Origin of the sequence: Kribbella sancticallisti, assembly GCF_039530625.1 — a bacterium.
Taxonomy (GTDB): domain Bacteria; phylum Actinomycetota; class Actinomycetes; order Propionibacteriales; family Kribbellaceae; genus Kribbella; species Kribbella sancticallisti.
The window spans coordinates 110,910-124,228 of sequence record NZ_BAAAOS010000028.1; the positions used below are offsets into that span (position 1 = coordinate 110,910).

The following is a 13,319-nucleotide window of genomic DNA, read 5'->3' on the forward strand; positions in this document are numbered from 1 at the left end:
GCCTGCACGCAGACGGAGAGGCCCGGCGGCGACCCTCCCCCAGGAAGGGTCGCCACCGGGCTGTCGACTAAGGCGCGTCGACCAGTTGGACCGGCGGGACCTTGACCGTGCGGTGGTGCTTGGTGCCGCCCAGGATGACCTTGCGCAGCGACACGTTGTTGTTCAGGTTCTCCTCGAACAACCGCTTCTCCGGGTTGGCGACGACCTGGACGAAGTACGTCCCGTTCGGCAGGTCGGTCACGTCGAAGGACTGGCCCGGCAGCGACTGGACGTAGGTGTCACCGGAGCCGACGTCGAGCACCTCACGCACCGACAGCGAACCCTGGTTGCCGCAGGCGGTGTGCAGGTCGGTGTTCGACGGGTGCCAGTTGGCGTTCTTCACCGTGTAGTCGATGGCGTCCGTCGCGGCCAGGCAGAACGCTTCCTTCTGACTGCGGACGACCTCGGTCTGGGTCGCGTTCAGCAGGCTGTAGCGGGCGAAGTCCGTGAAGTGCCAGTGGTGATGGCCGTCGCGGGCATCCCACTCCATCGTGCCGGTCTTCTGGTAGCCGACCTCCTTGCCCTTGGTGTCGTAGAAGTACTGGTAGGCGTCCATCAGGTCCTTGCCCTTCTGCCGGAACCCGTCCAGGACGAGCGGCGACGGCCCGGCGTTCCAGACGTTCGCGGAGAACTGCAGGAAGTCCTTGTCCGCGTCCGGCGTCCCCGCCTCGCCTGGCACCACACCGATCTGCCAGGCCGGCAGCGACCTCAGGTCGGGCTTCGGTCCCTTCGGCACGCTCGCCTTCCCGGTCGGCCGCTGCGCGTGCGGCTTCGGAGTCGACTCCGGTACTGCGCTCGCCCTGGCCTCCGAGGCCACCAGTTTCGACGCTTGGGGACCGGCCTGCCGGCAGCCCTCCGTGTGCCCGGGACCGCAGTCCTCGGCATCCTTGACCGTGACGTTCAGGGAGACGGTCGAGTCGTACGCGCCGATCTTGAAGTAGTCCCGGTACGTCTTGTTGATGGTGAGCTTCGCGGTGTACTTGCCGTTCGGCAGATCCACCTCGGTGCCGTCGTAGGCGACCGTGTTCGCCGACCAACCCGCCTGCAACCCCCAGACCGAGCCGAGCGTGAACGGATTCGCGCCACAGCCCTCCGGGTACGGCGACGTGGCGGGCGCGTCCGGCCGGGTGCGCGACCCCTCGCCGTTGAGGCAGGTGGTCTGGTCCCGGTCGTAGACCTTCTTGCCGGTGGCATCGGTGATGGTGAGCCGCAGGAACTTGCCCAGCCCGGCGAAACTCGTCACCGACCCCGGCGGCAACGCCTTCGGCTTCCCCGCCACGAACTGGTTCGCGACGATCGGATCGCCGTACGACTTCCGCGTCGCCCGCACCTCGACCGGCTTCCTGCCGGCCACCAGGTGCGTCCCGAGATCCAGGAACACGCCACCTTCGGGATACCGCTCCAACGTCACATCGGTGCTTCCGGCAACCAGTTTCAGGGACGGCTCGGCGGCCGCCTTCGCGCTCCCCGAGGACGCCGCGCCGGCGGCTCCCGCGGCCAGCGCCACCATTGCCGCAGCCCCGCCCACCGCGACCGCGGTACGGCCGATTCTCCTTGAATTGTTGATGATTCACCCCTCCGTTCGGGCCGACCCGCCTCACACGGGTCCTCGAGCCCTGTCACGAAGTACGACCGGCAAGGTCGTTCGAAGGTTGATCTCAGTTGGATGGCATTTGCATCACGGCGACTACCGACAGTTATCGGGGCCTGTTACTTGACGACGTAAATTAACCGGCTCTAGGCTCGGCAGCGGCCGGGGGTGAGCACCGTCCGCTCCCCCTGATCCGCCCACGAGACGGAGGAACACCATGTCAGTCCCCTCTGGTTCCGCGCCCGCCGCGGACCCGGTCCGCCGAACACCGGGACGCAAGCGCCGTGCCGGTGTGGTGGTCGTTGCCGCTGCCGCCCTGGTGTCGGCGGCGGCTTCGATCGCACCGGCGAGCGCCAGCCTGTCCGGGGCCGCTTCGAGCGCCCAGCCGGGCCCCAAGCCCACCCTGGTCGAGCCTGACAAGAGCTTCCAGGGCAACGCACCGGTCGAGCTGCCCAGCGCCGAGGCCAACGTGCCCGCCACCTACTCCGGGGTCGCCGCGAAGCCCTACCTGGGCTGGAGCAGCTGGAGCCTGCAGTCCACCAACTACCCGGGCGTGAACCCGGACGGGCCGGGCAGCTTCATCAGCGAGAAGAACATCCTCGCCCAGGCGAACGCGATGGCCACCAAGCTGAAGCCGTACGGCTACGAGTACATCAACATCGACGCGGGCTGGCAGCTCGGCGGTGACGAGTACGGCCGCCCGGTCGCGAACACGGCCCGGTTCCCGCGCGGGATGAAGGCGGTCGGCGACGACCTGCACAAGCTCGGCCTGAAGTTCGGCATCTACACCGTGGTCGGCCTCGGCTTCGACGTCTACCGCGAGGGCAACACCCCGATCTACAACGCGCCGGGCTGTTTCACCCGCGACATCGTCTACCCGGACCTGCGCACCACGAACGGCTGGGACCAGGCGTACAAGATCAACTACGAGAGCCCCTGCGCACAGAAGTACGCCGACTCGATCGCGAACCTGTTCGCGAGCTGGGGTGTCGACTTGATCAAGATGGACGGCGTCGGCCCCGGTTCCTGGAAGGGCGCTCCGGACGACCCGAACCACAACAACACCGAGGACGTCGAGGCCTGGTGGCGCGCGGTGCAGAACGCCGGCCGCCCGATGCAGTACACGCTGTCCTGGTCGCTGAGCCACCGGTACGCCGAGACCTGGAAGGCCAACTCCAACGGCTGGCGGATCGACACCGACGTGGAGTGCTACTGCGACACCATCGTGCGCTGGGACGGCTCGGTCAAGCAGCGCTGGTGGGACCTGCCGCAGTGGATCGACGACGCCGGACCCGGGCACTGGAACAACCTGGACGCGATCAACGTCGGCGTCGGCGAGATGGACGGCCTGAACGAGGCCGAGCGGCAGAGCTACATGACCTTCTGGGCGATCAACGCGGCCCCGCTGTTCGTCGGTGACGACATGACCAAGCTGGACGCGTACGGCCTGAAGCTGCTGACCAACCGCGAGGTCATCGCGATCAACCAGTCCGGCAACCCGGCCCGCCCGCTGAACCAGGACCAGTTGCAGCAGACCTGGTATGCCAAGAACGCCGACGGCAGCGTCACGGTCGGCCTGTTCAACCTGGCCGAGACCCCGGCGACGGTGACGGGCAAGTTCGACGAGCTCGGCATCAGCGGCCGGGCGACCGTCCGCGACGTCTGGGCGAACCAGAACACCAAGCACGTCAGCGGCCAGGTCAGCGCGGCGCTCCCGGCGCACGGGTCGAAGCTGTACCGGATCACCCCGAACAGCGTCGGCGCGGTGAGCAAGCCGGCCGACCTGACGGCGACCGACGTCAGCCGTACCACGGTGTCGCTGACCTGGCGGCCGAGCACGGGCGCGAAGTCCTACCAGGTCTACGCGAACGGCAAGCAGGTGGCGACCAGCGCGAGTACCAGCGTCGTGGTGAACGGCCTGCTGCCGCAGACGCAGTACAGGTTCGAGGTGAAGGGCGTCAACGGCGGCGCCACGTCCGACGCCAGCGCGCCGGTGACGATGTTCACCGCGAAGTCGGGCGGTCCCGTCCGCTACGAGGCCGAGGCATCGACCAGCACGCTGACCGGAAACGCCGGCATCTCGGGCTGCACGCTGTGCTCGGGCGGCGCGAAGATCGGCAACATCGGTGGTGACGCGTCGGTGACGCTGAACAACATCACCGTGCCGGCCGCCGGGACCTACCTGGTCAAGATCGCCTACACCGACGGCGACACCAGCCGCCAGAGCATGCTGACGGTCAACGACGCCGACAGCTACTGGGTCAACTACCACGGCCTGGGCGACAACGACTGGGGTACGCCGCAGGTCGTCTACCTGCCGGTCAAGCTGGCCGCGGGCGCCAACTCGCTGAAGATCCACAACCCGACCGGCTACATCGCCGACATCGACTGGATCACCGTCTAGTCACCCCGCACCACCTCCGCCGAGAAGGGGCGGACCGCCTGCCCGCGGTCCGCCCCTTCTCGTTCGGTCTAGATGGCGGAGGTGACGCCGCCGTCCATGGTGATGATCGCGCCGGTGACGTAACTGGCCAAGGGGGAGGCGAGGAAGAGGGCGACGTTGGCGACCTCGGCCGGTTCGGCGGCGCGGCCGATCGGGATCTCGGCGACCTGCTCGGCGAGCAGTTCCTCCTTGGGCCGGCCGGTGGCCCGGACCGCGGCCTCGAGGCCCTCGTCGACGCGGCCGGTCCGGGTCAGCCCGGGATTGATCACGTTCACCCGGACGCCGCGATCGGCGTACGCCTTCGCGTAGCCGACCGACGCGAGCATCAGGGCCGCGTTGGCCGCGCCGCCACCGATGTGCAGCGGGTTCGCCGCGCGGCCGCCCTGGCCGACCACGTTCACGATCGCGCCGCTGCCGCGCTCGGCCATGCCGCGCACGACCGCCTCGGTCGCGTGCATGTAGGTGAAGTACTTCGCCTCCATCGCCGCGTGCAGCGCCTTGCTGTCCAGTTCCGCCGCCGGTGTCCGCCGGGCCGCGCCCGCGCAGTTCACCAGGATGTCCGGTACGCCGATCCGCTCGAAGGCCGCGGCGGACGCGTCCGGATCGGTCAGGTCGACCGCCTCGACCTCGAAGGTCACGCCACGTCCAGCCAGTTCCTGCTGAGCGGCGGCCAGATTGGCGGGATCACGCGAGATGCCGATCACCTTGGCGCCCTCGCGAGCCAGCGCCTCGACGCAGGCCAACCCGATTCCCTTGCTCGCTCTGGTCACCACGGCCGTCCGGCCCGACAGTTGAAGATCCACCCGGTCAGCGTATCCGGGCCCGGCGGCTTGAGAGGATGGGTATCAGTCGACGGAAGGACGCCCGGGATGAGGATCACGGCGGTCGAGACGATCCGGCCCAGCATCCAGCCGAACCTGCTGTTCGTGCGGCTGCACACCGACGACGGGCGGATCGGCCTCGGCGAGGCGTTCTTCGGCGGCCGCACGGTCGAGTCCTACCTGCACGAGTCCGTCGCCGAGGTGCTGCTGAGCACCGACGACCCGACGCCCGAGGCGATCTCCCGGACGCTCACGTCGTACACGGGATTCGCTGGCGCGGGAGTCGAGACGCGGGGCAACGGTGCCGTCGATCTGGCGCTGTGGGACCTCGTGGGTCAAGGCGCGGGCCTGCCGCTGGTGAAGCTGTTCGGCGGACCCGTGCAGGAGTCGTTGCCGATCTACAACACTTGCGCCGGGCCCGGGTACATCAGCCAGAACACGCGGCAGCGGTCGGACAACTGGGGCGTACCGGTGGGCGGGCCTGCTCGCTGGGACGACCTCGACGCGTTCCTCAACCGCTCGGGCCCGCTCGCCCGCGAGCTGTGGGACGAAGGCATCCGCGGCATGAAGGTCTGGCCCTTCGACCAGGCGGCCGAGGCGACCAACGGCACCGACATCTCACCGGCCGGGCTGTCGCGCGGCCTCGCCGTGATCGAGGCGATCCGGGCCGAGGTCGGCTTCGAGATGGCGCTGATGGTCGAGCTGCACGGCCTGTGGAACCGCCGGGGCGCGACCACGATCCTGCAGGCTCTGGAGCCGTATCGCCCTTACTGGGTTGAGGATCCGATCCGCCCGGACGCCGTCGACGCGCTCGCGACGCTGACCCGCGACACCGACGTACCGATCGCGACCGGCGAGACCGTCGTCGGACGGCGCGGCTTCCTGCCGTTGCTCGAGCGCGGCGCGGTGGACGTGGTGACGGTCGACGTCCAGTGGACCGGCGGACTGACCGAGGCCCGTAAGATCGCCAGCCTCGCCGACACGTACGGCGTACCGGTGGCGCCGCACGACTGCACCGGACCCGCCACCCTGGCGGCCTGCGTGCACCTCACTCAGTCGGCGCCGAACGGCCTGATCCAGGAGACGGTCCGGGCCTTCCTGCGCACCTGGTACGGCGAACTGGTCGAGGGGCTGCCCGAACTCGTCGACGGCCGGATCGCCGCGACCTCCGAGCCCGGCCACGGCGTGAAGCTCCGCCCGGACCTCGACCGGGTCGAGCGCCGGATATCCGGTGCGGTCGGCAACTAAGCGCCGAGGCAACAATCAAGGTGCGGTAGGCAACGAATTCGAAGTGTTGGTCGTCCGGGCTTGAACCGCCCAGTACTATGAGTAATCAGATCGACACTCTTTGTTTCGACGTTCCGTTGCTGTGAGCACTGACGCCGGAGGGACCCGTGCCGACCATGTCACCCAACCACTCCCCACCCTCATCCGGGCCCGCGCGCGACCGCGTCCCGTGGAGGTCCGTCCTTCGCCACGACCTACCGGCCTCGCTGGTGGTCTTCCTGATCGCGATCCCTTTGTCGCTGGGGATCGCGGCCGCCTCCGGGGCCCCGCTGATCGCCGGACTGGTGGCCGCCGTCGTCGGCGGTGTCGTCGCCGGCGCGCTCGGTGGTTCCCCCTTGCAGGTCAGCGGCCCGGCCGCGGGCCTCACGGTCGTCGTCGCCGGCCTGGCGACGCAGTACGGGTGGGCCGCGACCGCGGGCATCACCTGCGCGGCCGGCCTGTTGCAGATCCTGCTCGGCGTCACCCGCGTCGGCCGGCTCGCCCTTTCCCTGTCCCCCGCCGTCGTGCACGGCATGCTCGCCGGGATCGGCGTCACCATCGCCGTCCAGCAGTTGCACGTCGTGCTCGGCGGACGGGCTCAGAGTTCCCTGATCGCCAACCTGGCCGAGCTTCCCGAGCAGTTGCTGGCCCACCATCCGGGCTCGGTCCTGGTCGGCGTACTGACCGTGGTGATCCTGCTGGTCTGGCCTCGGTTGCCCAAGGTCAACCTCGTTCCCGCGCCGCTGGTCGCCGTCGTCACGGTGACCGCGTCGGCCGCCGCGTACATGGTCGACGTCACCCGCGTCTCCCTGCCGGACGAGCCGCTCAAAGAACTGATACTTCCCGCCCTGCCGCACGGCGGTCCGTTGGAGATCGCGACGGCCATCCTCACCGTCGCGCTCGTCGCCAGTGTCGAGTCACTCCTCTCAGCCGTTGCCATAGACAAGCTTCACCGCGGCAAACGGAGCAACCTGGACCGCGAACTGATCGGGCAGGGCGCGGCCAACGCGGTGTGCGGCGCTCTCGGTGGGATGCCTGTCACCGGTGTCATCGTGCGCAGTTCCACCAACGTCGCCGCCGGCGCCCGCAGCCGGGCCTCGGCGATCCTGCACGGCCTCTGGATCGCGGTGTTCGTGCTCGCCGCCGGCGCGATGCTCGAACTGATCCCGATGGCCGCGCTGGCCGGCGTCCTGCTGGTGACCGGGTTGCGCCTGGTCCAACTGGCCCACATCCGCACCCTCAAACGCCACGACGAACTCCTCGTGTACGTCGTGACCGCCGCCGGAGTGGCCGTGCTCGGCCTGGCCGAAGGAGTGCTCGCCGGACTCGTGCTGGCGCTCGGCCGGGTGCTCTACCGGTTGGCCAGGGCAACGGTCACCGCCACCGAGGAGGACGGCGTCTGGATCGTCCGGATCCGCGGCACGCTGGTGTTTCTGGGCGTTGCCTCGCTGGTTCGCACTCTGCGCGCGATCCCGGTCGGCGCCAAGGTTCAGGTGGATCTCCAGGTCAACCACCTGGACCACGCGGCGTACGAGGCGATCGAGGACTGGCGGCGCGGACACCTCGCGCGCGGCGGCTCGGTGGTGATGAACCGGTCCGCGTTCCGGTCCGCGCTGCACGGCGAGACGCACCGCTGGATCATCCCGTGGCAGCAACGCCAGGTGGTGCCGGAGGTGGACCAGCGCGCCGCGATGCTGGACGGTATCCGCGAGTTCGAGGCGACGGCCGAGTCGATCCGGCCGATGATGGCCCGGCTCGCGGTCGACGGTCAGCGCCCGGCCCAGTTGTTCATCACCTGCGCCGACTCGCGGATCGTGCCGAACATGATCACCACCAGCGGACCGGGCGACCAGTTCTGCGTCCGGAACGTGGGCAACCTCGTTCCGCCGTACGGGTCGAACAGCAACTCCGTCGACGCGGCGGTCGAGTATGCGGTCGAGGTGCTCGGGGTGACCTCGATCGTGGTCTGTGGCCACTCGCACTGCGGTGCGACCACGGCGGCGCTCGAGGCTGCTTCACCGGAGAGCGGCTCGGGCCTGAAGAGCTGGCTGCGGCACCTGGAGGCATCGGTCCGCCGGTCGGCCGCGTTGCCCGACATCGTCGATCCGGTGACCGGAATCAAGCTGTCGCCGGCCGACAAGTTGGCCGTCACCAACGTGGCGGTGCAACTGGAGAACCTGCGCACCTTCGCCTGCGTCCGCAAGGCCGAGGAGAGCGGCCGGCTCGAACTCACCGGCCTGTACTTCGACATCAGCGCCGCCGCGGCCCGGCTGGTCCTGGAGCGCGAGCCCTACCTGGTGCGCGCCGACGAGGAACTGGCCACGGCCACGTCGCCGGCTGACATCTGACCGGCACCGGCGGGTGCGTTGTTCCGGCGCACCCGCCGGCTGTCGAAGATCAGCACCAACGGCACGGCCATCGCCAGCGCGATCAGCCCGTCCAGCCAGTAGTGGTTGGCGGTCACCACGACCACCGCGAACGTGATCACCGGATGCGCGATCCACAACCACCGCCAGCGGGACCGGGTGGCCCGGATCAGGAACACCGCGACCAGGAACGCCCAACCGACATGCAAACTCGGCATCGCCGCGAACTGGTTCGCCAGACCGCTTTCGGCGTCCGGGCCGTAGACCGACTGCCCGAGCAGTACTCCGGTGTCGACCCACCCGTACTGCGGCAGCATCCGCGGCGGCGCCAACGGAAACACCAGGTGCCCGATCAACGCGAGCCCGGTCAGCGCCGCCAGCGCCCAGCGGGCTTTGGCGTACTCCGCTGGGCGTTTGACCAGCATCCAGAGCAGGACGATCGCGGTCAACGGGAAGTGCACGCCGGCGTAGTACCGGTTGGCGGCCTGGGCGAGGTCGGGAATCTGCAGGGCGAGCGACTGGACCGCGGCCTCGCTCGGCAGGCCGAGGCCGGCCTGGAAGTGGATCAGGACGTCGGCGTTGAGGAAGGCCGATCCGGCGTGCTTGGCCGAGAGGAACCGGCCGAGGTTGTAGATGCCGAAAAACACCGCCAGCAAGACGATCTCACGGAGGATCCGCCTGCGTCGGGCCTGGCGTTCGATGGCCGCGGACAACGGCGCGAGATCATCCAGCGGCCTGCAGAGAGTCACCTGCGCCATGTCGCCCCTCCCCTGGAACCCGAACGCCCGTTCTCCGAATCTATCAAGAACGGTCGTTCGTTTTCACTGTGATCCTGACCCCACTCCAGCTCTTCCAAACTATCGCAATTTGCTGATAGTTACGAAGAATATGAAGCAGCTCACAGGCGGGCTCCTGGCGACGTCAGGTTCGCGCCCTCCTCGAGGCGACCAGGTCACCGGCAGAGTAGCCGTCGGCACGGAGCAGTTGGCCCGCGGTCACCTCGAGGATGTCGATGGCGATCGGGTCACCGCTCAGGTCCTCGGAGCTGATCGGGCGGTCGTCGAGGTAGAGGTCGACCCGGTCGATGCCGTCGACGTCCAACTCGACCGTCAGCGTCGTGGCAGCCAGGCTCGTGGTGAGCCCGAGCCGCCGGTTCGGCATCGCCGCGAGCATCGCGCCGGCCGCGTCGAGCAGGTCGACGTTGCCGTTCAGCAGATCTGCCCTGGTCATCTGGTGGGTGACGTCGGGGCGCACGCCGAGGTCCTCCACCGGAGTACCGGACAGTTCGCCGACGCGCAGGGTACGGCGGATCGAGACCCGCAGGTTCGCCCCGTTCGGCAGCGCCTCGTACGGCGACGTCGGGTCGGCCGGCGGTGGTTCGTTCAGCAGGGTGGCGAGGAGTCCGTGGGTCCAGACGTTCGCGCCACCCGCGCCGGTGTTGTCGTCGACGCCGAGGATCCTGCCGATCCGGTGGTCCGCGAACCCGGCCGCGAAGATGTCCGTCGCGGAGTAGCAGCGCGCGTCCGTCACCAGCACCACCGGGCCGTAGTACGTCTGGCCGATCTCGTTGGCGCCGTCCTCGGGGGTGATCGGCTTCGCCGCGGAGTACACGGCGCCCGTCTCGGTGGCCAGGTCGAGCGAGTCGAACCAGGGGCCGAGGTCGATCCCGGACGGGTTGTCCTTGTGCCGCCGGCAGAGGCGCAGGTTGAGCGGAGAACTGATGAACTGGACCGGCTCGGGCACGATCCGGTGCGGCGTCATCGTCTGCAGGGTGAACTCGCTGGCGTAGATGTGACCGCCGCCGTTGTCGCGGACGTCCACGATCAGCCCGTTCTGCGGCAGCGCGGCCGCGAGCCGGACGAACTCGTCGCGGAAGGCGACCGGGTCCTGCACGCTGAAGGTGAAGATCCGGATGTGCCCGAAGGTGCCGTGCGCGGTGACCACCTCACGGGCCCGGAAGACGCCCGGCATCGTGGTCGCCAGGTCGGCGCCACCGACGGCGACCGCGTGGGTCAGTTCGGCCGAGCTCTGGCCTTGCTCCAACTCGACCACCTCGCGGACGTACAGCGCCTTCTTGGCCCGCGACTTCTCGTCGGAGTCCAGGTCGAGACCCATCGCGGCCGAGGCCGGGGTGATCGCGTCGAGGTCGGTCATCGGCGGCAGGTTGGTCGTCACCTTCCACTGCTCGCGCAGTTCCTGGCTCGAACCGTCCAGGCCGATGTAGCTCAAGGTCACCCAGTCCTCGTCCGGCGGCGACTGGATCACCAGCGGCCGCAGGGTGAGGGACTCCAGCCCGCGAGCCAGGTTCGCCGCCTCGTTGCTGCCGGCGAACTGGGCTCCGTTCAGCGCCGCCGCGCGGGCGATCGGCGTACCGTTCCAGTGCGTCACCTCGGCGCCCGGCCCGAACTGCGGCGCGGTGAAACCGGTGACGGTCCTGGTGATCAGGTAGTGCTCGCCGGTCCCGTCGAAACACTTCTCGATCAGGAACGGCAGGAACGCGATCTTGCCCGCGAACGGGACCGGCAGCAGGTAGTTCGTGTGCAGGTCGCGGACCGAGTGGAAGATGGTCGACATCTGCCGGTGGAAGATCCACTCGGCCTCCATCGTCTCCGCGGTCTGGCGCTCCACCCGGGCGCGCATCACCCGTAGCCGCTGCAGCGGATTGACGACGTGCATCGCGGCCTTCAACGGCAGGTGCACGTAGTTCTGCTCGAGCATCAACAGGGCCTGGTCCACAAGCAGCTTCCGCTGCCCGAGCGTCAGCGTTCCCGCCGACGCGAGGAACTGCGGCAACGGCACGGCGGCCGCTGCCTCCGTTGTCTTCCTGCTGGTGGACTTGCGAGTGGTGGTCTTCCGGGCTGGCTTGGCGACGGTCTTACGAGGCTGCGACATGACTCCCCCAAGGAGGCGGCCCCTCCCCTGGGCCGCGATCCTCTTACCGTCCGCCGCCGCTTTCCCGATGTCAACGGCTCGGTGCGACCGGTCGCCTGTCAGGATGGGGCGATGAGTGAGGTGTGGGACAACATCACCACCGCGCAGGCCGATCCGTCGGTGCGCGTGGTGATCGGGACCGCGGTCGCCGCGTTGCTGCTGATCGCGTGGCGGCCCGTCTGGCGGCATACCCGGCAGGTCGTGACGATCGCGCACGAGGGCGCGCACGGGCTGATCGCCGCGCTGGTCGGCCGCAAGCTGGCGGGGATCAGGCTGCACTCGGACACGTCGGGTGTCACCGTGTCTCGTGGGCACCCGACCGGTCCCGGCATGATCGCGGTGCTGCTGGCCGGCTATCCGGGGCCGGCGCTGTTCGGGCTCGGCGCGGCGTTCGTGCTCAGCCGGGGATATCCGGTCGCGCTGCTCTGGGGGCTGCTCCTGCTCCTCGTTCTGCTGCTCCTGCAGATCCGCAACCTCTTCGGGCTGTGGTCGGTAGTTGCCTTTGGCACCTTGGTGTTCGCGGTGTCGTGGTGGGGGTCGGAGCAGGTGCAGTCCGGATTCGCCCAGCTGCTGACCTGGTTCCTGCTGCTCGCGGCGCCGCGCGCGGTACTGGAGTTGCAGCACTCTCGCCGAGGAGGAGGCGGCCGCAACTCCGACGCGGACCAACTGCGCCGGCTGACCGGAGTACCGGCTCTGCTTTGGGTTGGGTTCTTCGGCCTGCTGACCCTCGCCTGCCTCGCCCTCGGCGTCGTCTGGTCCGGCGTACTGCCTGACTAGGCGCGTCCGCCCGCGATCGGGCGGTCGCGTTGGGTGGTGCCCGGACCGCCGTACGGGTAGTCGGCGGCGCCCGGGTCGCTGGCCTTGTCCAACTGCTGGGTCTCCTCGGCCGTGAGGTGCAGGTCGGCGGCGGCGAGGTTGTCGTCCAGTTGCTCGAGGGTCCGGGCGCCGAGGATGACCGAGGTGATCGCGGGGCGGTCCACGAGCCAGGCGAGCGCGACCTGGGCCATCGAGATGTCGCGGGACTCGGCGATCGTGCGGACTGCCTCGACCACGTCGCGGACGCGCTGGTTCTTGCTGCGGCGGTGCCACGACTCGACGCCCCGGTTCGGGTCCTCGCCCAGCCGGGTGGCGCCGGTCGGCTCCTCGTCGAAGGAGTACTTGCCAGTCAGCCAGCCACCTCCGAGCGGCGACCACGGCAGCAGGCCGAGCTTGTTCTCCAGGGCGGCCGGGACGATCTCCCACTCGATCTCCCGGACCAGCAGGTTGTACTGCGGCTGCAGCGTGACGAGTGGCGACCAGCCGAGCCGGTCGATCAGGTCGCACGCCTTCTGCAACTGCCACCCGGTGAAGTTGGACAGACCGCCGTACGAGATCTTGCCGTCCCGTACTGCGTCCTCCAGGAAGCTGAGCGTCTCCTGCAGCGGGGTGATCGGGTCCCACGCGTGCAACTGGTAGAGGTCGACGTGGTCGACACCCAGCCGCGAGAGCGACGCGTCGAGGGCGCGGCGCAGGTGCCGGCGGGAGGTGCCGACGTCGTTCGGCGCGTCCCCGGTCGGGAACCGCCCCTTGGTTGCCAGGACGACGTTGTCGCGGGCCGCGGACTTCGCCAGCCAACTGCCGATGATCTCCTCCGAGGCGCCGGCCGTGTAGACGTCGGCCGTGTCGACGAAGTTGCCGCCGGCCTCGACGTACCGGTCGAGTTGCTGGTGGGCGCCGGCCTCGTCGGTCTCGTTGCCGAACGTCATCGTGCCCAACGCATAGGTGGACACGACTGCGCCGCTGTTGCCCAGGGTGCGGTATTCCACGACTGCTCCTCGCTCGAGACTTTGTCCTGACCACCTTAGTCCCGGCGGTTGTGGCGA

Annotated in this window: 9 protein-coding genes; 4 read left to right on the forward strand and 5 right to left on the reverse strand. The window is 69.1% G+C overall.

Features of this window, described 5'->3' with window-relative positions:
* Positions 1–67 precede the first annotated feature (67 nt).
* Positions 68–1,567: a lysyl oxidase family protein gene (locus ABD255_RS21305; protein ID WP_344216583.1), complete on the reverse strand. Its 1,500-nt coding sequence runs from the start codon at positions 1,565–1,567 to the stop codon at positions 68–70.
* 280 nt (positions 1,568–1,847) lie between these two features.
* Between ABD255_RS21305 and ABD255_RS21310 the strand changes: the two genes are divergently transcribed.
* A complete protein-coding gene (locus ABD255_RS21310; protein ID WP_344216585.1) occupies positions 1,848–4,034 on the forward strand; it encodes a fibronectin type III domain-containing protein in 2,187 nt (728 codons plus the stop codon).
* 68 nt (positions 4,035–4,102) lie between these two features.
* Here ABD255_RS21310 and ABD255_RS21315 read toward each other — a convergent pair whose 3' ends face one another.
* Complete coding sequence (locus ABD255_RS21315; RefSeq protein WP_344216587.1) at positions 4,103–4,876, reverse strand: SDR family NAD(P)-dependent oxidoreductase; 774 nt, start codon at positions 4,874–4,876, stop codon at positions 4,103–4,105.
* A 66-nt stretch (positions 4,877–4,942) separates the two neighbouring features.
* On the opposite strand from ABD255_RS21315, the gene ABD255_RS21320 reads away from it, so the two are divergent.
* A complete protein-coding gene (locus tag ABD255_RS21320) occupies positions 4,943–6,142 on the forward strand; it encodes a mandelate racemase/muconate lactonizing enzyme family protein (protein WP_344216589.1) in 1,200 nt (399 codons plus the stop codon).
* Between the two features lie 155 nt (positions 6,143–6,297).
* Complete coding sequence (locus ABD255_RS21325; protein WP_344216591.1) at positions 6,298–8,508, forward strand: SulP family inorganic anion transporter; 2,211 nt, start codon at positions 6,298–6,300, stop codon at positions 8,506–8,508.
* Here ABD255_RS21325 and ABD255_RS21330 read toward each other — a convergent pair.
* Complete coding sequence (locus ABD255_RS21330; protein ID WP_344216593.1) at positions 8,451–9,284, reverse strand: phosphatase PAP2 family protein; 834 nt, start codon at positions 9,282–9,284, stop codon at positions 8,451–8,453. The genes ABD255_RS21325 and ABD255_RS21330 overlap by 58 nt on opposite strands.
* A 163-nt stretch (positions 9,285–9,447) precedes the next feature.
* Positions 9,448–11,418, reverse strand: a complete 1,971-nt coding sequence (locus ABD255_RS21335; RefSeq protein ID WP_344216595.1) for a S41 family peptidase — start codon at positions 11,416–11,418, stop codon at positions 9,448–9,450.
* A 111-nt stretch (positions 11,419–11,529) separates the two neighbouring features.
* Between ABD255_RS21335 and ABD255_RS21340 the strand changes: the two genes are divergently transcribed.
* On the forward strand, positions 11,530–12,234 hold the full coding sequence (locus ABD255_RS21340; protein WP_344216597.1) for a M50 family metallopeptidase: 705 nt from the start codon (positions 11,530–11,532) through the stop codon (positions 12,232–12,234).
* Here ABD255_RS21340 and ABD255_RS21345 read toward each other — a convergent pair.
* A complete protein-coding gene (locus ABD255_RS21345; protein WP_344216599.1) occupies positions 12,231–13,262 on the reverse strand; it encodes an aldo/keto reductase in 1,032 nt (343 codons plus the stop codon). The genes ABD255_RS21340 and ABD255_RS21345 overlap by 4 nt on opposite strands.
* Positions 13,263–13,319: the final 57 nt, after the last annotated feature.

Bases quoted from the DNA above. Each gene is read 5' to 3' on its own strand.
- ABD255_RS21310 (WP_344216585.1), top strand. From the start codon at position 1,848: ATGTCAGTCCCCTCTGGTTCCGCGCCCGCCGCGGACCCGGTCCGCCGA.
- ABD255_RS21320 (WP_344216589.1), top strand. From the start codon at position 4,943: ATGAGGATCACGGCGGTCGAGACGATCCGGCCCAGCATCCAGCCGAAC.
- ABD255_RS21325 (WP_344216591.1), top strand. From the start codon at position 6,298: ATGTCACCCAACCACTCCCCACCCTCATCCGGGCCCGCGCGCGACCGC.
- ABD255_RS21330 (WP_344216593.1), bottom strand. From the start codon at position 9,284: ATGGCGCAGGTGACTCTCTGCAGGCCGCTGGATGATCTCGCGCCGTTG.
- ABD255_RS21335 (WP_344216595.1), bottom strand. From the start codon at position 11,418: ATGTCGCAGCCTCGTAAGACCGTCGCCAAGCCAGCCCGGAAGACCACC.
- ABD255_RS21340 (WP_344216597.1), top strand. From the start codon at position 11,530: ATGAGTGAGGTGTGGGACAACATCACCACCGCGCAGGCCGATCCGTCG.